Consider the following 20,824-nt stretch of genomic DNA (forward strand, 5'->3'; position numbering starts at 1 on the left):
TTAAATTGAAGTTGCACCAATTATAAGACTGAGCCAATATATCTGTTAAATGAATTGTATGGATATCGGTTATCTATCTAGCCGATATAGAAAGGTCGATAAGATCGCCAGGAGATCGCCATGCGTTACACCCTGCGCCAGCTCGAAGTCTTCGTCGCCATCGCGCAGCACGAGAGCGTATCCCGCGCGGCACAGCGCCTGGCGATGTCGCAGTCCGCCACCAGCACGGCCCTCGCGGAGCTGGAACGGCAGTTCGACTGCCAACTTCTCGATCGCATCGGCAAGCGGCTAAAGCTCAATGCACTGGGCTTTCAACTCCTGCCCAAAGCCGTGGCCCTGCTCGACCGTGGCGAGGAAATCGAAGAGCTGCTCAAGGGTCAGCGCGGCATTGGCTCGCTGGACGTCGGCGCGACGCTGACCATCGGCAATTACCTAGCGACGCTGCTGATCAGCGACTTCATGCGCCGCCATCCCGGGAGTCGCGTGCGCCTGCACGTGCGCAACACGGCCTCCATCGTCGACCGCATCACCCATCACGACCTGGACTTGGGGCTGATCGAGGGCGACTGCCAACACGATGACATCGTCATGCAGCCCTGGGTCGAGGATGAACTCACCGTGTTCTGCTCGCCGCGACATCCCCTTGCCAACGCCGGTCAGGCGGACCTGGAAACGCTGATGGGCGAGGATTGGATCATGCGTGAGGAGGGTTCGGGAACACGCCGTACGCTGGATCAAGCAATGCGCCACCGACGTGGCCGACTCAATGTGCTGCTCGAGCTGGAGCATACCGAGGCCATCAAGCGTGCAGTGGAATCGGGGCTTGGCATCGGCTGTGTCTCGCACCTGGCCCTGCGCGACGCCTTCCGGCGCGGCAGTCTGGTGCCCATCGCCACCCCGGAGCTCGACCTGACGCGCCAATTCACCTTCATCTGGCATCGTCACAAATACCTGACCACCGCCATGCGCGAGTTTTTGCGCCTATGCCGTGAGATGACCGCCGGTATTCAGCGCAGCGACGACATCGACCTGCCCGCCGTGCCTTGACCAAAAAAGCCCATCGGCATATGCCGATGGGCCGTGATGAAAAGAAGTGAAGAGATTGCGTGGTCTAGGACTTGGTCAACGCCGGACGCGTCTGCGCATGTCCGTCCTCACGCAGGCTGAAGCGCCCCACGACCTCGGCCAGGCGTCCGGCTTGGTCACGCATTTGCTCGGCAGCAACGGTAGATTCCTCAACCATCGAGGCGTTGTGCTGGGTCATTTGATCCAGGTCGTTGACGGCCTGGTTGACCTGGGTCACGCCTTGGCTTTGTTCCTGCGTAGCGGCGTTGATCTCGGCGAGGACATCGGAGACCCGCGCCACGGCGGTGACGATTTCCTGCATGCTGTCACCCGCCATGCGCACCATATCGGTACCCTCGCGGGTTTGGGTCACCGAGGCATCAATCAGCTTCTTGATGTCATCGGCCGCCGAGGCCGAGCGGCTCGCCAGTTGGCGCACCTCATTGGCGACCACCGCGAAACCGCGACCCTGCTCGCCGGCGCGCGCCGCCTCGACCGAGGCATTGAGCGCGAGAAGGTTGGTCTGGAAGGCAATCTCGTCGATCAAGCGCACGATATCGGAAATCTGCGTCGTCTGGGCATTGACCTCTTCCATGGTATCGACCGCCTTGCGTGCGATCTCTCCACCATGATTGGCCGCAGTGGTCGCCTCTTGGGAGAGTTGGTCGGCCTGACTGGCAGAATGCGCGGTATTTTCCACCGTGCTGGCGATCTGCTCCATGGCAGTAGATGTTTCCTGCAAGCTGGAAGCCGCCTGTTCGGTACGTCGCGAGAGATCCTGGCTGCCGTGGGCGATTTCACTAGAAGCCTCGCTCACCGAGGTGCTGCTGGCACGGACTTCGAGCAGTACGTCGTTGACGGCATCGGCGAAGCCATTGAAGCCCTGGGCGATTTGCGCCACTTCGTCGCGGCCGTCGATCTCGAGCCGTCTTGTCAGATCGCCTTCGCCGGAGGCAATGTCGAACATGGCATCGCGCGCCAGGCGCAAACGCCGAAAGACAGGAGACAGCAGTGCCCACAGCAGCAAGGCGGCGATCAAGCCAGACAGCACCATGGCGACCAGCGTGGAATGCAACACGCCTTGCACGCCGGCGTTGGCTTCGGCGAGGTCCAGCGCGATGATCAAGCGCCAGTCGGTTTCCGGCACCGCCACGGCATACAGGAGGACCTCGCGGCCATCGATAGTGGCTTCTTTGGGCTGCCCTTCGCGCGCCAGTGTGTCCAACCATTCCGGTGTCAGGCTGTCGTCCAGCGCTGTGGCCGGCTCCAGAGCCAGGTCGGCATCACGGTAGGCGACGATATCGCTGTCGCGGTTGACCAGCAGCGCGAAACTGGCATCGGTAGGATGGATCGAAGTCACATTTTCGGTCACATCGGCCAGGCTGACATCGGCGCCGATCACGGCCTGGGGCTCACCGTCCTCAATGACCGGTGTGGCGAAAGAGACCACGAGACTATCGGTCACCATATCCAGATACGGCGCACTGGCGGTGGTCTTGCCAGACTCTACCGCGGAGCGATACCAGGGGCGCTGGGTCGGATCATAATCCTCCGGCGGCTCCCAATTATCGTTGGTAATCAGGCGCTTGTCCGGCAAGCCGACGTAGACCTGGCTGAAGCCCCCGGCTGCGGCAGTCTGCTGCAAGGCAGGAACGAAATCGTCGCTCTCGAGAGCCGGAGGCAGTGCTTCGGTCAGGTTCTTCTTGCTCACGGCCCAGTCTTCGATGGCATCGACATGGCCGCGTGCCACGGAACTCAGCGTATCGATATTGGTCGTGCGTTGATGCTGACTCACCAACCAGTAACTGACGCCGCCAGTGGCGGCCAAGGCGACCAGGATCATGGCGACACAGGCCACCATGATCCGGGTGCGAAGCGATGTGAACATTAATGAGTGCCTATCGTTGGGGGATACCTCCTTTGATTAACGGCACTCATGGAAAAAACTTTAAGCGAGACGCTTATTCATATTGATTCGAATTTTCACATCAATTTAGGGGTGGGCGAAACTTCTCGGCCAACTCTGCTTCATCGGCACTCGATAGGTCTTTATCCAAAGTATGGATGACGCAAGCCTGGGTTGGCTTATCGAGTTTCTGACGAATCAGGCCCAAGAAGTGCGGCGCGGCGGCAATGATGAACTCATCGGCTTTCCCTTGAGTACGCGACTGGCGGAGATAGTCGGCGACCTCCTTGGCGAAGAACGCGGCATGCTTTTCCATCGTGGCATCGTCATTACCGGACTGACGCGGCGAATGCGATGCCGCATCGTCGGACTCTCCTTTTCCACCCGTACGCAGATCGCCGGTATGCAAACGGCCCTCGGGATGAATCAACGTATCGACTTCACGAACCACGCCAGCTTGATGCGCGAAGACACGCGCACGCGAGGCATTGGCGGTCACGATATAACGTTTGTTCATGTCTGACTCCTTGATCGGGGTTCACCGGCATCTCGGGACAACGGCGCCTCCTGCGCCGTTGATGTCCGGCCGCCTCTTCGCGCGAACGGCGACCCTTCAAGCATCGAAACCCAGCGTATTTCTGTCAACCTCGCGGCAGGCGTCGACACGCCGCGACATCTATGTGGCATGACAACAACAGGTTCACGCTTGACGTAAACCTGCTAACATCGCGTCGCTGGACAGGAATCACCGGCTACAAGCGCTATCTGCCAGGGAGAGCGACATGCGCGACTTTATATTGATGCGTCGCCCACTACCGCGACGGACGTTGATCTTTTCTCACTGTATCCTGCAAATTGGCCTGCTGTTGGCCGGCGGTGCCTGGCTATGGCGCCATGCACCGGCGGCAAGCGGGCTATCGTGGCAGGAAAGCTGGCCGATGCTTGCGCTCGGTGGGGGTGTGCTGCTGCTTGGTATGGCATTGGTGCGCCTGTTCGCCGAGTTATGGATGGCGCCGCACCACATACAGGCACGCCGAGACGGCTTTGCCCCCGGTGACGTGATGACACGCGCCATCGACCGGCGGCCGGCCATGCACGACCCAGAGCAAGCCTGGATCAGCACGGCGAAGCCGCTCGACCCCGATGAAGGCGTGGTGGGCCAAGCGCGCGTGACACAGCCCCGCCAGCCAGCCACCGCAAAACGCCAGCCAGCGGCTCCCTCCCAACGCCAGGAACCCAGCCTCTAGCGCTTGAGCACGTCGCCCCGCTAGTGGCCGAGAATCTGACTGAGGAACAGCTTGGTGCGCTCGGAACGCGGATTATTGAAGAACGTCTCCGGTGGCGCCTCTTCGATGATCTGCCCTTGGTCCATGAAAATGACACGGTCAGCCACGGTCTTGGCAAAGCCCATCTCGTGCGTGACGCAGAGCATGGTCATGCCTTCGCGGGCCAGCTCGACCATGACATCGAGCACTTCCTTGATCATTTCCGGGTCAAGCGCCGAGGTCGGCTCATCGAACAGCATCACCTCAGGGCGCATGCACAGCGCCCGCGCGATCGCCACTCGCTGCTGCTGCCCCCCCGATAATTGCCCTGGGTACTTGTACGCTTGATCGGCGATCTGAACGCGCTCCAGATACTCCATCGCGGTCTTTTCGACCTCGGCGCGCGGTTTTTTCTGCACCCAGGTCTGCGACAGGCAGCAGTTCTCCAGCACGCTGAGATGCGGAAACAAATTGAAGTGCTGAAACACCATGCCCACGTTGCGGCGAATCTGTTCGATGCGCTTGACGTCCTGAGTCATGGGCACGCCGTTGACCACGATCTCGCCTTGTTGATGGCTTTCGAGGTGGTTGATGCAGCGAATCAGCGTTGATTTGCCCGATCCCGACGGGCCGCACACGACGATGCGCTCGCCGCGCTTCACCGTCAGGTCGATATCGCGCAGAACATGGAAGTCGCCGTACCACTTGTTGAGACCCGTCATCTCGATCATCGGTGTCTCGTCGTGAGAGGTAGCAGTCGCTTGGCTCATGATGCAGTTCCTCAGGATTATCGTTATTCAGGGGGAGTCGTTATTGGTTTAGTTCGTGTGGCCGGTCTGCAGGCGCTTCTCGATGTACTGGCTATAACGCGACATGCTGAAACAGAACACCCAGAACACCAGCGCAGCGAACACGTACCCCTCGGTGGCAAAGCCCAGCCAATCACTGTCGGTCAGGCCCGCACGGATGATCGCCAGCAGATCGAAAAGCCCGATGATCAAGACCAGCGAGGTATCCTTGAACAGCGCAATGAAGGTGTTAACGATCCCTGGGATGACCAACTTCAAGGCTTGAGGCAAAACGATCAGCCCCATTCGATGCCAATACCCGAGTCCCAGCGCCTTGCCCGCTTCATCCTGCCCACTGGGAATGGCCTGTAGTCCGCCACGGATGACTTCTGCCATGTAGGCACTCCAGAACAGCATGATCCCCACCAGGGCACGCAGGAGCTTGTCGAACTCGACCTCGGTCGGCACGAACAGTGGCAACATCACCGAGGCCATGAACAACACGGTGATGAGTGGCACGCCGCGCCAGAATTCAATGAAGACGACGCTCACCGCCCTGACCAGCGGCATGTTCGAACGCCGCCCCAAGGCCAGTATGATCCCGATCGGTAATGAGCCGACGATACCGATCGTGGCCACGGTCAGGGTCAGCATCAGTCCGCCCCAATTGCGGGTCGAAACGTGCATCAGCCCGAAATGGCCACCCAGAAGCAGGAAATACGCCGCGATCGGAAAGCCGACCACCGCAATGACCGCGGCCCAGCGTTTGCCCGGGATCCGGGGGATCGCCAACCAGGCAAGCAGCCCCGCCATCAATGCGAAGACGATATCCACCCGCCAGCGCGCCGCCTCGGGGTAGAAACCATAGATGATCGACTCGAACCGTGCGCTGATGAACACCCAGCAGGCACCTTCGCCACTGCACGCCTGACGCGAATCGCCGAGCCAGTCGGCCTGGATCAAGGCCCATTGCACGAAGGGCCACAACGCCCAGAGCAACACGCCAATAGTAACCACCGACACCACGCTATTGATGGGGCCGTTAAACAGGTTGCGCTGTAGCCACTTCAAGACGCCCCGATGCGCATTGGGTGGACGCCGCGCTTCAATCATCACATCACGCATGGATTCACCGGCCATCTCAACGCTCCTTGAGCAACGTACGCGCGTTATAAACATTCATCAGTGCCGATACCAACAGGCTGATCACCAGATACACGGCCATGGTCATGGCGACGATCTCGATGGCCTGCCCGGTCTGATTGAGGGTCGTACCCGAGAAGACGGCCACCAAGTCGGGATAACCGATCGCCGTGGCCAACGATGAGTTCTTGATGAGATTCAGATACTGGCTCGTCAGTTGCGGCACGATGACGCGCATCGCCTGAGGAATCACCACCTTGCGCAAGGTAATGCCGCCCGGCAGGCTCAGCGCATTGGCCGCCTCGACCTGTCCCTCGGGAACCGACTGGATGCCCGAGCGCACGATCTCGGCAATAAAAGACGCGGTATAAATCGACAATGCCAGCCACAAGGCCACCAGCTCAGGCAGGACTCTCACGCCACCGCTGAAATTGAAGCCCGTAAGCTCGGGAATGGACCATTCGAGCGGCGCCCCCGTCAGCAGGAACACCAATAGCGGCGTACCGATGATCAAGCCCGCACCCAGCCAATAGATCGGCAACGCCTTGCCGGTGCGAGCCTGGCGCCGCTTCGCATAAACACCCAGCGTGATCGCCGCAATGATGCCCACCAGCAGGGCCCAGGGGGTCGCCGCGAAGCCGCTTAGTGGCTGCGGGTCGGGGATGACCAAGCCACGCACATTGATAAAGACGATTTCCAACAGGCTGAGGCTTTGGCGAGGGCTGGGTAATGCCTGCAGCACCGCGAAATACCAGAACAGGATCTGGACCAGCAGGGGAATGTTACGGAAGATTTCCACATAGGCGCCCGCCAAGCGCGCCAATAGCCAATTCGGCGACAGCCTCGCAATCCCCACCGCGAAACCGATGATCGTCGCGACTACGATGCCCAATGCCGAGACCAGCAAGGTATTGAGCAGGCCGACGATAAAGGTACGTCCATAGGTACTGTCGCCGGAATACTCGATCAACGTCTGCGGAATGGAGAAGCCCGCACGCTCATCGAGAAAACCGAACCCTGTGGAGATTCCTCTTGCCTCGAGATTGGCCATCGTGTTGGTGACGATAAAACCAATTAACGCCGCTAACGCCGCTAATAACACACCTTGCAATACATAGGCACGAAACGCCGGATTACGCCACAACGCAACCCGGTCGCCGGAAGGAGAACGCGACATATCGATCCTCTAATACGCTGGCACAAGAAGACACCCCGCAGATCATGCGGGGTGCTATAACCGAGTACTTAACGAACCGTATCAGCGGATCGGCGGCGCGTAGAGGATCCCCCCTTCGTTCCACAGGGCGTTCATGCCCCGCTGAATTTTCAAAGGTGAATCCTCACCCACCGTGCTGGAGAAGACCTCTCCATAGTTGCCGACTTCCTTGATGATGTTGTAGGCCCAGTCGTTGGAAAGGCCTAGCTGTTCGCCGTAGTTACCGTCTTGGCCTAACAGTCGCGCCACACCCGGATTGGGCGGGTTATCGCGCATCTCATCGACGTTGTCGCTGTTAACGCCCATTTCCTCGGCGTTGATCATGGCGAAGATGCTCCACTGCACGATATCCAGCCATTGATCGTCGCCTTGGCGTACCACCGGGCCCAGCGGCTCCTTGGAAATCAGTGTCTCGAGAATCTCGACACTATCCGGCTCGGGAAGCTGCAAACGCAGTGCACTCAACTGGGAGGTATCCGAGGTCAGCACATCGCAACGTCCGTGAGCAAACCCTTGGGCGGTCTGGTCGGGCGTGTCGAACGTCACGGTATTGATATCGATATCGCGCGAGGGGAAGTAGTCGGCCAGGTTCAGTTCGTGGGTCGTGCCGGACTGGATGCAGATGGAAGCGCCGTTGAGGTCTTCCAGGCTTTCAATGCCCAGGTCCTTACTCACCATGAACCCTTGGCCGTCATAAAAGGTCGTGGCGGTGAAGTTCAACCCCAACGAGTTGTCACGGGTCGCTGTCCAGGTCGTGTTACGCGAAAGGACGTCGATCTCGCCCGACTGCAGCGCGGTAAAGCGCTCCTTCGCGGTCAACGGTGTAAATTCGACTTTCTCGGGATCGCCAAAGATAGCGGCAGCAATCCCTCGGCAGGTTTCCACATCGAGCCCTTGCCACTTGCCATCGGAGTCCGGCGCCGAGAATCCCGCCAGCCCGACGTTCACCCCGCAAGTGAGAGAGCCCTGTTCCTTTACATCATCGAGCGTCGCCGCTTGGGAGGTTGTTGCCAGCCCTCCCAGCAACAGGGCGGCAGGAACGGCAACCATGAACTTGTTCTTGTACAGCATGCAGAAGCTCCTTGCGTTATTGTGATGGCTTATTCGAGAGCCACGTTTAACATTAGCAAAGAGCTTGCCAGTCTAGCCAATATACCTAAGTCACGTACCTTTAACGTTTTTCACACGTTGCGCATCACACCGATAATGCACGACGCATGAACGGTGGCAGCGCCAATGCACCACGATGGGTCTCGACGCTGTAGTACTCGAGCGGGAATTCCACCGCAGCGGCAGCGGTCTCACGAAAGCGCGTCACGTCGTTACTCTTGCCGGCCAGCGTGACGCTCCACCAGCCCGAGGGGTAGACCGGCTGCGGAAACGGCAGCGTGGCGACACTATCGAAACCGGCGCGCTGCATGTCGGCGCGCAGCTCGCGAATGATCGAGCCAGTGTGATAAAGCGGCGACTCACTCTGCTGCACCAGCACGCCGCCGTCGGCCAGCACGCGGTGACAACGCGCCAGGAAGTCAGCCTCGAACAGCCCTTCCGCCGGGCCCACGGGGTCGGTGGAGTCGATGATCATGACATCGACGCTGCCGGCCGGCGCATTCTCGACCCATTTGACGCCATCCTCGAACTTGAGCGTGGCACGCGGGTCGTCGTTGGAGGACGTCAGTTCGGGAAAGTAACGCTGCGAGGCTCGAGTAACCTCTTCGTCGATGTCGATCTGTATGACCTCTTCAACACCGGGATGCTTGAGCACTTCGCGCAGCGTGCCGCAATCACCGCCGCCGATGATCACTACGCGCTTGGGCGCGGCGTGAGAGAAAAGCGCCGGATGCGCGATCATCTCGTGATAGAGGAAGTTGTCACGTGTGCTGAGCATCACGCAGCCGTCGAGTACCATCAGGTTGCCGTAGGTCTCGGTGGCGTAGACTTCCAGATGCTGATAGGGGCTTTGTACCTCGTGCAACTTCTCCTTGATCATGAGTGAGAAGGCACTGCCGTGGCTGTCGAACACTTCCGTGAACCAGCCCTGGTCGAGACGCTCGGTCATGGGAACCCTCGTAATCGCTATCGTCTAAGCCCCTTCGAGAGGCCGGAATCGCATTCATGGAAAGTCGCGCAACATAGCCTATCCGCGCGCGACAAGAAAGCGCCTTGGCAGCAGCCAATGACAGGCCCCTACGGCGGCGAGCGCCCCTAGCGTATTGGCCAGCGCATCGGCCCAATCGGCGCCGCTACGTCCTGGCACGCCTAGCTGCAAACCCTCAATGAAAAGGCCACAACCGATGGACAGGCCCAGCGATGCCAGCGCACGCAGGCCGCCCAGCCGAATGAGCGCCGCCAGCCCCGCATAGGCGATGAAGTGGTTGAACTTATCCCAAGGCAGGTTTTGTGGCATTTCCGCACCAGGCGTCAGACTGCCCCAGGCGATCACGGCGACGCTGACACCAGCCAATATCAGGCATAACCCGCGAAGACGGCGAAAGGAAACACGCATGACTCACTCTCCTTGTGGTGTGTCGGCAGGGCCCGAATTGTCATCCACCAAGGCGAGCGGCAATCCCAGCCGCCGGCAGGTCACTTCGTCCAGACGCGATACCCAGTGCGGACCAACCTGCTGCGACCAGTCCGTCGCCGGCGCCAACCGATGCCGCCAGCGTCCGACGACATGATAGACGCCGTCACGCCAGCCATGCGGCAGCCAACGCAGAGCCGCCAGGCCACGCCAGGGCCATCGCAGCCCCTGGGCCAGACGCCACAGCGCAGCGCTGTCGCGATGCAGATCACCCGCGCGCACCAGCCAGACACTATCGAGCTGGCCGGGGTCGGCGCCGAAGTGCTCACCCAAGCGTCGCGCCGACGCCTCGTGCAAGCTCGCCAGGTACACCGGTGCCCGCGCGTGGCGCAGCACGAAGTGTGCCGCGCGCCGACACAATGGGCACTCGGCGTCGAGCACGAGCAACATGGCGCGTTCAGCCATGATAACGCGGGCTGAACTCATGTAACGCCTCGATGAAGGCGGCAACATGATCGGGATCAGTAAATTGGCTAACGCCGTGCCCCAGATTGAAGATATGGCCCGGCCCACTGCCATAGCTGGCCAGGATACGCGCCACTTCATCGCGAATCGCCTGGGGCGAGGCGAACAGCACGTTGGGGTCGAGATTGCCCTGCAATGCCACACGATCCCCGACACGGGCCCGTGCGTCGCTTAATTCGGTGGTCCAGTCCAGGCCCACGGCATCGGCGCCGCTATCGGCGATGGTTTCCAGCCACTGGCCGCCCTGCTTGGTGAACAGAATCACCGGCACGTGGCGTCCATCGTGCTCACGGATCAGCCCTTCGACGATGCGTGCCATATAGGTCAACGAGAACTCGCGATACGCCGGTGTCGACAGCACACCACCCCAGGTGTCGAAGATCTGCACGATCTGGGCACCGGCACGAATCTGCGCATTGAGGTAGTCGGTGACCGACTGCGCCAGTTTGTCGAGCAGCGCGTGCATGGCCGCCGGATCGCCATACATCAGCGCCTTGGCGTGCCGGAAGTCCTTGCTCGAGCCGCCTTCGATCATATAGGTAGCCAGCGTCCAGGGACTTCCCGAAAAGCCGATCAGCGGCACGCTGTCCGCCAACTCGTGACGGATAGTACGCACCGCGTTCATCACATAATCGAGATCCCGCTCGGCATCCGGTACCTGCAAGGCGTCCACTGCCTCGGCACTGCGCACCGTCTTGCGAAACTTGGGGCCTTCGCCCGTTTCGAAGTAGAGCCCCAGATCCATGGCGTCTGGAATCGTGAGGATATCGGAAAACAGAATCGCCGCATCGAGCGAATAGCGACGCAGCGGCTGCATGGTGACCTCACACGCCATCTCGGCGTTGCGGCACAGGTCCATGAAACTGCCGGCATGGCCGCGGACTTCCCGGTACTCGGGCAGATAACGGCCCGCCTGGCGCATCATCCACACGGGTGTGCGGTCTACTGGTTGGCGTGCCAGGGCACGCAGTAGGCGGTCATTTTGCAATGGCATGGGAGCTCCAGACGTCGATTTTGCCCTCATTGTAACGAATGCCGAGCGCCACGACTTGATTCACGGTGACGCATCCCCATTTAGTAGCCTGCTAGCAACGTATTCTTCCGTAGTGAGCGCGCACGCGGCACTCACGGGATGAGCCCCGCGTCACGGCCTGATAGAATGCTCGCCCCGGACGCTTTCCCTTTCCGCACCGTAATGTGCATCACCGAGGTTCATCGTGACGATTCGCTTCATCGCCGCCTCTCAACTGCCTACCCCTTGGGCCACCTTCACCATGCATGGTTTCGAGGACGAGGCGACAGGCAAGGAACATATTGCCTTGACCCTGGGCGATGTCTCGACATCCGAGCCCGTGCTGGGGCGTGTGCACTCGGAGTGCCTGACGGGGGACGCCTTGTTCTCGATGCGCTGCGACTGCGGCTACCAATTGCAGGAGGCGCTCAAGCGCATCGCCGACGAAGGACGCGGTGTATTGCTCTACCTGCGCCAGGAAGGCCGTGGCATCGGCCTGCTCAACAAGATCCGCGCCTATCATCTTCAGGATCAAGGCTTCGACACCGTGGAAGCCAACGAACACCTCGGCTTCGGCGCCGACATGCGCCGCTATGACCTCTGCGTGCCCATGCTCGACCACCTCGGCGTGCAAGCGCTCAAATTGATGACCAACAATCCGCGCAAGGTCGACGCCCTGACACGCGATGGCGTGCGTGTCGCCGAGCGTCTGTCGATCACTGCGGGGCGCAACCCCCACAACGAGCAGTACTTGGCCACCAAGGTCGGCAAGCTCGGGCACATGATGACGCTGGACGACTTCTCCCCTACCCGTAAAGGTGATCGGGAACGCTGACGCTGCCATTTGACGAACTATACTGATGCGCATGTTGTCTCGATGTCAGCGCGACGTATTACGTCCAGGAGTTCGCCATGTCACATGAATCCCCATCCGTTTCGCCCGAACAAGACGCGCCTTTTTCCAGTCTCGAAGAAACACTGCATAGCATCAGCCATGGCATCGGCGCCGTGCTCAGCCTCGCCGGCATGGTGGTGCTCATCGTTGCAGCCAGCCTGGCGGCCGAAGTCGATCCTTGGAAGATCGTCAGCGTCAGCCTTTACGGCGTCTGCCTGCTGCTGCTGTACACGGCTTCGACGCTCTATCATGGCCTACGTAGTGCACGTCTCAAGCGCCTGTTCCAGGTATTCGATCACTGCGCTATCTATCTATTGATCGCCGGCACCTATACGCCGTTCTTGCTGGTCAACCTGCGCGGCCCTTGGGGCTGGGCGCTATTCACGGCGATCTGGAGCCTCGCGCTAGGCGGTATTGCGCTGAAGATAATATGGCCGCATCGCTTGGGTATGCTGCGCGTGGGGGTCTATCTGTTGATGGGCTGGATGATCGTACTGGCGGCAGGCGAACTCGACGCCCGCCTCAATACTCCCGGCCTCGCCCTCTTGGTCGCCGGCGGTATCACCTACACATTGGGCGTGGTGTTCTACGCGATCCGCGCGATCCCCTTTCATCACGCCATCTGGCACCTGTTCGTCCTGGGTGGCAGTGTATGTCACTACTTCGCCGTCTACACCGCCGTGCTGCCGTTTCAGGCGTAAAGCGCGGCGACGTCACCCTGCCAGGAAATACACATGTTCCGCTGGTTCGAAAACCGTCTCGCTCCGTTTCCGCCCCAAGAGCCACAACGCCCACCGGACACTCTGGTCGCTTTCTGCCTGCATTACACCCGTGGCGCCTGGCCTTATCTGATGGTCGCCACGGTGTTGATGGCGCTGATTGCGGGTATCGAAGTATGGATGTTCGGCTTTCTCGGCAACATCGTCGATTGGCTGGCGGCCCAGGATCGCGAGACGTTCCTTGCCGATCAGGGCTGGAAGCTGGCCGGTATGGCATTGATCGTGCTGGTGCTGCTGCCTGGCATGGTGGGGCTGCATTCGCTATTCCAGCAGCAGACGCTGATGGGCAATTTCCCCATGCGCATCCGCTGGCAGGCGCATCGCTATCTACTGCGACAGTCGATGGGTTTCTATCAGGACGAGTTCGCGGGGCGCATCGCCACCAAGGTGATGCAGACAGCACTGGCCGTACGCGAGTGCGTCATTCAGCTATTCGACGTGCTCAACTACGTCGTTGTCTATTTCCTGGGTACGCTGCTCCTGGTGGGCAACGCCGACTGGCGCCTAGCCGTCCCGCTGGTGGCCTGGCTTGCCGGCTACATCGTTCTGCTACGCATCTTCGTGCCGATCATGGGTCGCGTGTCCAAATCCCAAGCCGATGCCCGCTCGCGCATGACCGGCAGCATCGTCGACAGCTACAGCAACATCCAGACGGTCAAACTGTTCTCCCATGCCAAGCGGGAGGCCGCCTTCGCCAAGGAGAGCATGGGCGGCTTTCTAGTGACGGTACACCGCCAGATGCGGTTGGTCACTGGCCTTGAAGGCTCGCTTTATTTGCTCAATGCGCTGTTGCTGTTCAGCATCGGCTGGCTCTCGATTCAGCTATGGGTGAACGAGGCGGTGAGCGTGGGCGCGGTGGCGGTAGCACTAGGCCTAGTGATGCGCCTGTGGGGGATGTCGCAGTGGATCATGTGGGAGGTCTCAAGACTGTTCGAGAATATCGGCACAGTCCAGGACGGCATGGCGACGCTGTCGCTGCCACGCCAGATCGAGGACCAGCAAGATGCTAAGCCACTGCACATCGAGCAGGGTGAAATCGTCTTCGACCGGATTCGCTTTCACTACGGCAAGGGCAGCGGCGTCATCGACGAGTTGTCGCTTGCCATTCAGTCGGGTGAAAAGATCGGGTTGATCGGCCCCTCAGGCGCCGGCAAGTCGACGCTGGTCAATTTGCTGCTGCGTTTCTTCGAGCTGGAAGGCGGCGCGATTCGCATCGATGGCCAGAACATCGCCGAGGTAACCCAGGAGAGCCTGCGCGCGCAGATCGGCATGGTCACCCAGGACACCTCGTTGCTGCACCGCTCGGTACGCGACAACCTGCTTTACGGGCGCCCGGATGCCACCGACGAGATGGCCTGGAAAGCGGCCCGCGGGGCGCATGTCGCTGACTTCATCGAGTCGCTGCGCGACATCCAGGGCCGCGGCGGTTTCGACGCGCATGTCGGCGAGCGTGGCGTAAAGCTCTCCGGCGGCCAACGCCAACGCCTCGCCATTGCTCGCGTGATGCTCAAGGACGCGCCGATCCTGGTCCTCGATGAAGCCACTTCGGCACTCGACTCTGACGTCGAGGCCGCGATTCAAGAGAACCTCGACCAGCTAATGAAAGGCAAGACGGTGATCGCCATCGCCCACCGGCTCTCCACCATCGCGGCCATGGACCGCCTGGTGGTCATGGAGCAAGGACGCATCGTCGAACAGGGCAGCCACGCAGAATTGATCCGCCACGATGGCCTCTACGCACGGCTATGGCGGCGCCAGTCCGGAGGCTTCCTGGAGTGTGAGGTGGCGGCGACCGAAACGCCCTGAGCCTTCGCTAGGTTTTGTCCGAAAAGTCAGCACGTAGGCAACGGTCTATGCAAGCCAGACATACCATGGCGCTAAAGCTACTGGCGAGCTTGTCGTATCGGGTGGCGATGCGCCGTAGTTCCTTAACCCAGCCGAAGCCACGTTCGATCACGTTTCGCTCCCGGTACTTGGGCTTGTCGAACCCCCGGGGCAGCCCTGGACGCGGCCGCCGCTTCATCTTGCGCTGAGCAATGATCGGCTTCATATGGTAACGGTCACAGTAGTGGCGTAACGCATCGCTATCGTAGCCCTTGTCTGCCACGACGTAGCGACAGCGCTTTCTGGGCCGCCCCACCTTTCCTGGCAAGTGAATCGCTTCCATCGTGGGGATAAAATGCCGAGTGTCAGCATCCTGACCCGGTGATAGCGTGAAAGTCAGCGGCCAACCATGTCGATCACAGACCATGTGGATCTTGGTGGTCAGGCCGCCTCGGCTCCGCCCCAGTGCATGGTCTACGGGTTCTCTCGACCCCCTTTTTTGCCGCCTCCTGAGGCAGCGCGAGTGGCTCGGATCGACGTGGAATCGATCATCCAGGTATCCAGATCCATCAGCCCGTCTTCACGCAGCTTGAGATGGAGCCGATCCAGGACAGCCTCGAAAGTGCCATCGTCGCGCCACTGCCGGAATCGGTCATGGACCGTCTTCCAAGGACCATACCGTTCCGGAAGATCGCGCCATTTGGCGCCAGAGCACAGGATCCAGAAGATCCCGTTTAGCACTTGGCGGTCATCCCTACGTGGGCGGCCTATTGGCTGAGAGGGCGAGACGATATCCTCGATCATCTCCCAGCTTTGATCGGAGAGCTCGTAACGTCCTGCCATGCATCACCTATGCAGTTGCGGCATGGTGCACCTTAGCAAACCCGACTTTTCGGACAAAACCTAACCCTTCGACGACGGCATGCCCGCAACACCATCGAGCGCCGAGTCGCTCCTGCCAGCCTCGGGAATGACACTAAAGGTGCCGTCGGTTTCCAGCACCACCGCGTGTACGTTCTCGATGTCGGCAATACCGTTCTCCCGGATAGCCGCCATGACCTCGGCTTCGACCACACGTTCCTGACGCATCGCTGCATGGCGATATTCACCCGCGTACAGCAGCAATGTCGGCTGCGACTTGACCAGGTTCTTGACCCGGGGCGAGCGCACCGAGGAGAACGTGATAGCGAACTGCAACAGCACGATGATCGCAAACGCCGTGATGCTCTGCGCAAGCGACACCTGGGTCGAGACCAACGCCGTCGACAGCGTCGACCCCAGCGCGATGGTGACCACAAAGTCGAAGGCGTTCCACTTCGACAACGTGCGCTTGCCGGATAGCCGAATGATGACGATCAGGACCAGATAGCTGATGACGCCGATGACCAGCGTATGCACGACCGGATGCATGATGGAACTCCTCGGGATGGGATGGAACGAGCCTGTCAGCGTAGGCGGCCCGTCTTCCTCCAGCCACCCCTCTCAGCCCCCTGGACGGCTTTTCCGTTCTTGAATACGTTCACACGCGGGGATGTGAAGTGTAGAACAAATCGCCGACAATCTTGTTTATCGGCCCACGAAGTCCTCCCAGGAAGTTGACATCGAGCAGCGTGTGTTATTTTAATAGCACATCACTGTGACTCTAATAACAAAACGACAAGCCAAACATTGGCATATGCCGTTCCCTGTATAACAACCCACAATCGAACGTCATCAGGATGCTGATATGACCGCTATCATGAGCCTGGTAGGGATGGCGACGCTGATCCTTATCGCTGTGCTGTTTTCTTCCAATCGCAAGTCGATTCGGCTGCGCACGGTGGGTGGCGCCTTCGCCATCCAGGCCGCCATCGGCGCCTTCGTGCTTTACATTCCTTTCGGACAAGCCGTCCTGGCCACGATCTCGGAGGGGGTCAGCCAGGTCATCGTCTATGCCAATGACGGTATCGACTTCTTGTTTGGCGACCTAGCCGACCCGGAGAGCGTCGGGTTCGTCTTCGCCTTCAAGGTACTCCCGGTCATCATCTTCTTCTCGTCGCTGATCGCCGTGCTCTACCACCTGAAGATCATGCAGTGGATCATCCGACTGCTGGGGGGCGCGCTCCAGCGCGTGCTGGGCACCTCACGCACCGAATCGATGTCGGCCACGGCGAACATCTTCGTCGGACAGACCGAAGCGCCCCTGGTCGTACGTCCCTTCATCGCCTCCATGACACGCTCCGAGCTGTTCGCGGTCATGTGCGGTGGGCTGGCCTCGGTCGCAGGCTCGGTGCTCGCGGGATACGCGAGTCTGGGCATCCCGATGGAATACCTGATCGCGGCCTCCTTCATGGCGGCACCGGGCGGGCTGCTCTTCGCAAAGCTGTTGATGCCGGAAACCGAAACGCCCGATGACAGTATCTCGCGCGCCGAAGAGAAGATCGAAGCGGATGACAAACCCGCCAACGTGCTCGATGCCGCCGCCACCGGTGCCACCTCCGGCATGATGCTGGCAGCCAACGTCGGCGCCATGCTGCTGGCGTTCATCGGTTTGATCGCATTGCTCAACGGCATCCTCGGCGGCGTAGGCGGCTGGTTCGGCATGGAATCACTGAGCCTGGAGATGATTCTCGGCTGGCTCTTCGCACCGCTGGCCTTTTTGCTAGGTATCCCTTGGGGCGAGGCGACGCTGGCCGGCTCATTTATCGGCCAAAAGATCGTCGTCAACGAATTCGTCGCCTTCATCAATCTGGCGCCGTACATCTCCGGCGACACCGTCGTGGCCGCCACCGGCGAGGCCATGTCCAAGCACACTGCCGCCGTGCTGTCCTTCGCGCTTTGCGGCTTCGCCAACTTGTCCTCGATCGCCATTCTCCTCGGCGGGCTCGGCCTCATGGCGCCCAACCGCCGCCAGGAAATCGCCCGCTACGGCCTCAAGGCCGTGCTCGCCGGGACACTTTCCAATCTGATGTCGGCCACCATTGCGGGGCTTTTCATTAGCTTGGCGTAACGCTGAACGTCTCTAGACCACAACGTACAAAACGTAAAGATGGGAACAATGACCATGAACAAGATCACAATAAGCAAGTGGGTTGGTGCTTCGTGCTTTGCCACGATGGTAGGTGCTACTCCGGCCATGGCCGCGGATTACTCGGACGGCATTCATGAAGACGACAACCTCTGGTTGACCTTCAATCTGATGCACAGCGAGGACAACCGCCTGCCGTTTCGTAACGCTCAGGATACCTACGTCGAGATGGAATTCGGCGGACGCTCGGGCATCGTCGACCTCTACGGCTATGTCGACATGTTCGATGCCCTCGACGATAGCAGCGACGATCAGAATGGCGGCGACAACATGTTCATCAAGCTCGCGCCGCGCTTTTCGCTGGATGCCATGAGCGGTCGCGACCTCTCGGTGGGCCCGGTCAAGGAATGGTATATCGCCACCGTGACCAACATCGGTGACAACGGCCCCGGCGGCGGCCTTTGGGAACACTACGTCGGCCTGGGGTCGGACGTGGAGGTACCATGGTTCGGTGAGATCGGCCTCAACCTTACCGCGCGCTACGTGCGCGAGAACTACGGCGGTCCGGATGAGAGTTCGTGGGACGGTTTCATGGCCTCCACCGACTGGTTCAAGCCATTCTACACCTTTGGCAACGGCAACTTTCTCGCCTACCAGGGGTACCTCGACTACAAGTTCGGCGCGGACACCGTGGCCGACCAGGCGGGACGCAGCAGCAACAGCCTGGAGTGGTTCAACGGCCTGTACTACCACGCGGATCGCTTCGCCATCGGCTATGGCCTGAAGATCTACAACAACATGGCCTTTTACCGCGACGACACCGATGCCTCCGGGGTCCGCCAAGATACCTCAGGCCCCGGTCATTACTTCAGCATCAACTACAAGTTCTGAGCTGCTTGCGTGTCCGCCACTCCGGCGGGCACGCTCCGGCCACCGACGCCATCCGTCGAGGCACGCATGCAACGCGCAAGGCGTGGCGCAACGTCCTGATTACCAGCCGGCGGGCGCGCCGAGGTCACGGTTGTTGTCAGAAAGAATCTCCAGCCAGCTACGCTCGTCATCGGCTTGATTGGCGTCGTGGGTATCCGCATCGACGGCGCGCTGACTGTCCGCCATGGCGACACTCATGCCAGCATCGCTATAGCCTGCCGCGTCGGCGTGGCGCACGCTCGACTCAGTCGTCGTTTGAGAGGCCATTTGCAGCGGCTCGTGATTGACGGCGGCGGCTTGTTGGGAAGCCGTGCTGGCTTGGGCGGCTAGCGGCAGGGCAGCGGCCAGTAGTGCGATAGCAATGATGGAACGTGCCATGGGAATGTCTCCTTGTCGTGAGTGAACACGACACATTCTATTAGCCCGCTAAAAATTATCCTACTATAGTCTTACTATCGCACTTATAGCCTTTTTCTATCGCTTGGATAGAAAATACCATGGCTCAAGCCAATAGCTTGAGCCCTACTACACCCAGAACAATCAGTGCGGTAAAGGCGATTCGCAGGGGATGGCGTGACTCTCCCCAATATAGCATCCCCAGCAGCGTACCGCAGACGGTGCCGATGCCGGTGAACACGGCATAGGCGATGCCCAGATCGATGCCGCGCAACGCCAGGGCCAGGAACCCGAGCGCCGTACCGAATCCCAGTGTCATGAGCAAGCCGCCGGCAAGCGCCTGGCCTCGACTCACGCGTGCGAAACCGACGACCCCGAGCACCTCGAAAATGCCCGCGCCCATTAGGGCCAACCAATGCCAGGTCATGACGAAACTCCTTCCCGCGAGGCGTCGGCACGGGGTGCCGATGTCTGCGTGGCGGGCTTGCCGCTAAATTGATGCAGGCCGATGACCCCCACCAGGATCACCCCGATACAGGCAAGCGAAGGCCAGGAAAAGCGTGTTCCGAACAGCCAGGCATCGATCACCACCGTGCCCGCCGCGCCCAAGCCCACGAAGACCGTGTACACGGTACTGGCCGGCAGAAAGCGCACGGCACGTACCGCCAGCAGCAAACTCATGGCAGCCACGATCACGGTCGCCAGCCATTCAAGCGGACTACTGGCTAGTTTCAACCCCGTCGCCCAACCGACTTCGGCCACCGCCGCCAACGGTAGAATCAACCAACGCATTGTCATGCTGTCCTCCTTGCTCTACTGCGCCTCACGCTTTTAGTAGCACGTCTTACGCCAAGAGCGCCTAAACTAACTAACGGTCGTTAGTATAGAGTTGGCGACACGACTTGGCAATCATGCGCGCAAGCCGCGATCATGAGCATATCCACGCAGGCCCAGGGACGTTCAGTGCATACCCGCGAAAAACTCAAACACACCGGTCTCGCCCTTTTCGCCCAACATGGCTATGAAGGCACCAGCCTGGCGCAAATCGCCGCCGAAACGGGCATCAAGAAGCCGTCCATCTACAACCATTTTCCCAACAAGGCGGCGCTCTTCCTGGCGATCTTCGAAGAGGTCGAAAGCGGCATCGTCGCGCTCATCGACGACAGCCTGACACGTTCCCACGACTTGCCCACGCGTGAGCGCCTAGAGCGACTCATCCGCTCGTGTGCCACCTTCATCCGTCGCGAGCACCAGGGCGTTTTCTACAAGCGCTACCTGCTCTTTCCGCCCACGGATGTGGCGACACAAGTCGCCGCTATTTCGAATGACAACGAGCGGCGCATCAACGCCCATCTGCACGTACTTTTCGAAGATGGCCGCCAAGCTGGCGAACTACGCGCACTGCCCGAGGCGCAGTTCATCGCCGCCTTCTACTGCCTGATGGATGGCCTGTTCGCCGAGAACTTCTACTACGATGCCGATACGTTCGAACGACGTCTGGAAGGGGCCTGGGCCGTCTTTTGGGCAGGAGTGGAAGCCTGAAAGGTTG

General features: G+C 60.2%; 23 protein-coding genes. 8 read left to right on the top strand and 15 right to left on the bottom strand.

Going from position 1 to position 20,824, the window contains the following annotated elements; genetic code table 11:
• Window positions 1-120 precede the first annotated feature (120 nt).
• Window positions 121-1,047, top strand: coding sequence for a LysR family transcriptional regulator (locus tag SR908_RS07345; RefSeq protein ID WP_040240596.1), 927 nt, complete (start codon window positions 121-123; stop codon window positions 1,045-1,047).
• Window positions 1,048-1,111: 64 nt separating this feature from the next.
• Here SR908_RS07345 and SR908_RS07350 read toward each other — a convergent pair whose 3' ends face one another.
• Both SR908_RS07350 and SR908_RS07355 read right to left on the bottom strand, forming a co-directional pair.
• Window positions 1,112-2,953: a methyl-accepting chemotaxis protein gene (locus tag SR908_RS07350; protein WP_246925680.1), complete on the bottom strand. Its 1,842-nt coding sequence runs from the start codon at window positions 2,951-2,953 to the stop codon at window positions 1,112-1,114.
• Between the two features lie 100 nt (window positions 2,954-3,053).
• Complete coding sequence (locus SR908_RS07355; protein WP_097021639.1) at window positions 3,054-3,488, bottom strand: host attachment protein; 435 nt, start codon at window positions 3,486-3,488, stop codon at window positions 3,054-3,056.
• A 265-nt stretch (window positions 3,489-3,753) separates the two neighbouring features.
• Between SR908_RS07355 and SR908_RS07360 the strand changes: the two genes are divergently transcribed.
• Window positions 3,754-4,218: a hypothetical protein gene (locus SR908_RS07360; RefSeq protein ID WP_097021638.1), complete on the top strand. Its 465-nt coding sequence runs from the start codon at window positions 3,754-3,756 to the stop codon at window positions 4,216-4,218.
• A gap of 20 nt (window positions 4,219-4,238) precedes the next feature.
• Here SR908_RS07360 and SR908_RS07365 read toward each other — a convergent pair whose 3' ends face one another.
• From SR908_RS07365 to hemE, 8 genes are all read right to left on the bottom strand, one after another.
• Entirely contained in the window at window positions 4,239-4,967 is a 729-nt protein-coding gene (locus SR908_RS07365) for an amino acid ABC transporter ATP-binding protein (protein ID WP_097021816.1), read from the bottom strand.
• 87 nt (window positions 4,968-5,054) lie between these two features.
• Complete coding sequence (locus SR908_RS07370; protein ID WP_246925683.1) at window positions 5,055-6,164, bottom strand: amino acid ABC transporter permease; 1,110 nt, start codon at window positions 6,162-6,164, stop codon at window positions 5,055-5,057.
• 1 nt (window position 6,165) lies between these two features.
• Window positions 6,166-7,344: an amino acid ABC transporter permease gene (locus tag SR908_RS07375; RefSeq protein WP_246925689.1), complete on the bottom strand. Its 1,179-nt coding sequence runs from the start codon at window positions 7,342-7,344 to the stop codon at window positions 6,166-6,168.
• 81 nt (window positions 7,345-7,425) lie between these two features.
• Window positions 7,426-8,454, bottom strand: coding sequence for an amino acid ABC transporter substrate-binding protein (locus SR908_RS07380; protein WP_097021636.1), 1,029 nt, complete (start codon window positions 8,452-8,454; stop codon window positions 7,426-7,428).
• Window positions 8,455-8,578: 124 nt separating this feature from the next.
• Complete coding sequence (gene speE, locus SR908_RS07385) at window positions 8,579-9,442, bottom strand: polyamine aminopropyltransferase (protein WP_097021635.1); 864 nt, start codon at window positions 9,440-9,442, stop codon at window positions 8,579-8,581.
• A gap of 78 nt (window positions 9,443-9,520) precedes the next feature.
• Window positions 9,521-9,889, bottom strand: a complete 369-nt coding sequence (locus tag SR908_RS07390) for a VanZ family protein (protein ID WP_097021634.1) — start codon at window positions 9,887-9,889, stop codon at window positions 9,521-9,523.
• Window positions 9,890-9,892: 3 nt separating this feature from the next.
• Window positions 9,893-10,393 (bottom strand): thiol-disulfide oxidoreductase DCC family protein, encoded by a 501-nt coding sequence (locus SR908_RS07395; RefSeq protein ID WP_246925692.1) that lies wholly within the window; start codon window positions 10,391-10,393, stop codon window positions 9,893-9,895.
• Window positions 10,365-11,426 carry a uroporphyrinogen decarboxylase gene (hemE, locus tag SR908_RS07400; protein ID WP_246925695.1) on the bottom strand — a complete coding sequence of 354 codons (1,062 nt, stop codon included), beginning with the start codon at window positions 11,424-11,426 and terminating at the stop codon, window positions 10,365-10,367. Before hemE ends, SR908_RS07395 begins: the two co-directional genes overlap by 29 nt.
• Before the next feature lie 223 nt (window positions 11,427-11,649).
• On the opposite strand from hemE, the gene ribA reads away from it, so the two are divergent.
• From ribA to SR908_RS07415, 3 genes are all read left to right on the top strand, one after another.
• Window positions 11,650-12,279: a GTP cyclohydrolase II gene (gene ribA, locus SR908_RS07405; RefSeq protein WP_246925702.1), complete on the top strand. Its 630-nt coding sequence runs from the start codon at window positions 11,650-11,652 to the stop codon at window positions 12,277-12,279.
• Window positions 12,280-12,356: 77 nt separating this feature from the next.
• Window positions 12,357-13,040 (top strand): PAQR family membrane homeostasis protein TrhA, encoded by a 684-nt coding sequence (gene trhA / locus SR908_RS07410; RefSeq protein WP_097021630.1) that lies wholly within the window; start codon window positions 12,357-12,359, stop codon window positions 13,038-13,040.
• Window positions 13,041-13,073: 33 nt separating this feature from the next.
• A complete protein-coding gene (locus tag SR908_RS07415; RefSeq protein ID WP_246925704.1) occupies window positions 13,074-14,924 on the top strand; it encodes an ABC transporter ATP-binding protein in 1,851 nt (616 codons plus the stop codon).
• Between the two features lie 7 nt (window positions 14,925-14,931).
• On the opposite strand, the gene SR908_RS07420 is transcribed toward SR908_RS07415, so the two are convergent.
• Both SR908_RS07420 and SR908_RS07425 read right to left on the bottom strand, forming a co-directional pair.
• A protein-coding gene (locus SR908_RS07420; protein WP_097021830.1) for an IS5 family transposase occupies window positions 14,932-15,785 on the bottom strand; the annotation gives its coding sequence in 2 pieces (ribosomal slippage) (window positions 14,932-15,431 and window positions 15,431-15,785; 855 coding nt in all).
• Window positions 15,786-15,845: 60 nt separating this feature from the next.
• Window positions 15,846-16,352 (bottom strand): DUF421 domain-containing protein, encoded by a 507-nt coding sequence (locus tag SR908_RS07425; RefSeq protein WP_246924844.1) that lies wholly within the window; start codon window positions 16,350-16,352, stop codon window positions 15,846-15,848.
• A 316-nt stretch (window positions 16,353-16,668) separates the two neighbouring features.
• Here SR908_RS07425 and SR908_RS07430 point away from each other — a divergent pair, with 316 nt between their 5' ends.
• A complete protein-coding gene (locus SR908_RS07430) occupies window positions 16,669-17,931 on the top strand; it encodes a NupC/NupG family nucleoside CNT transporter (RefSeq protein ID WP_246924846.1) in 1,263 nt (420 codons plus the stop codon).
• A gap of 126 nt (window positions 17,932-18,057) precedes the next feature.
• Window positions 18,058-18,840, top strand: coding sequence for an outer membrane protein OmpK (locus SR908_RS07435; RefSeq protein WP_245798074.1), 783 nt, complete (start codon window positions 18,058-18,060; stop codon window positions 18,838-18,840).
• Window positions 18,841-18,939: 99 nt separating this feature from the next.
• Here SR908_RS07435 and SR908_RS07440 read toward each other — a convergent pair whose 3' ends face one another.
• From SR908_RS07440 to SR908_RS07450, 3 genes are all read right to left on the bottom strand, one after another.
• A complete protein-coding gene (locus SR908_RS07440) occupies window positions 18,940-19,257 on the bottom strand; it encodes a hypothetical protein (RefSeq protein WP_097021626.1) in 318 nt (105 codons plus the stop codon).
• Window positions 19,258-19,381: 124 nt separating this feature from the next.
• Window positions 19,382-19,702, bottom strand: coding sequence for a DMT family transporter (locus tag SR908_RS07445; protein WP_246924849.1), 321 nt, complete (start codon window positions 19,700-19,702; stop codon window positions 19,382-19,384).
• A complete protein-coding gene (locus SR908_RS07450; RefSeq protein WP_246924861.1) occupies window positions 19,699-20,073 on the bottom strand; it encodes a DMT family transporter in 375 nt (124 codons plus the stop codon). Before SR908_RS07450 ends, SR908_RS07445 begins: the two co-directional genes overlap by 4 nt.
• Before the next feature lie 132 nt (window positions 20,074-20,205).
• On the opposite strand from SR908_RS07450, the gene SR908_RS07455 reads away from it, so the two are divergent.
• The gene (locus tag SR908_RS07455) at window positions 20,206-20,817 is read left to right on the top strand and encodes a TetR/AcrR family transcriptional regulator (RefSeq protein WP_246924865.1); all 612 of its coding nucleotides are present in this window, start codon (window positions 20,206-20,208) and stop codon (window positions 20,815-20,817) included.
• The last annotated feature ends 7 nt before the right edge of the window (window positions 20,818-20,824 follow it).

Origin of the sequence: Chromohalobacter canadensis (assembly GCF_034479555.1) — a bacterium.
In the GTDB taxonomy this organism is placed as follows: Bacteria; Pseudomonadota; Gammaproteobacteria; order Pseudomonadales; family Halomonadaceae; genus Chromohalobacter; species Chromohalobacter canadensis.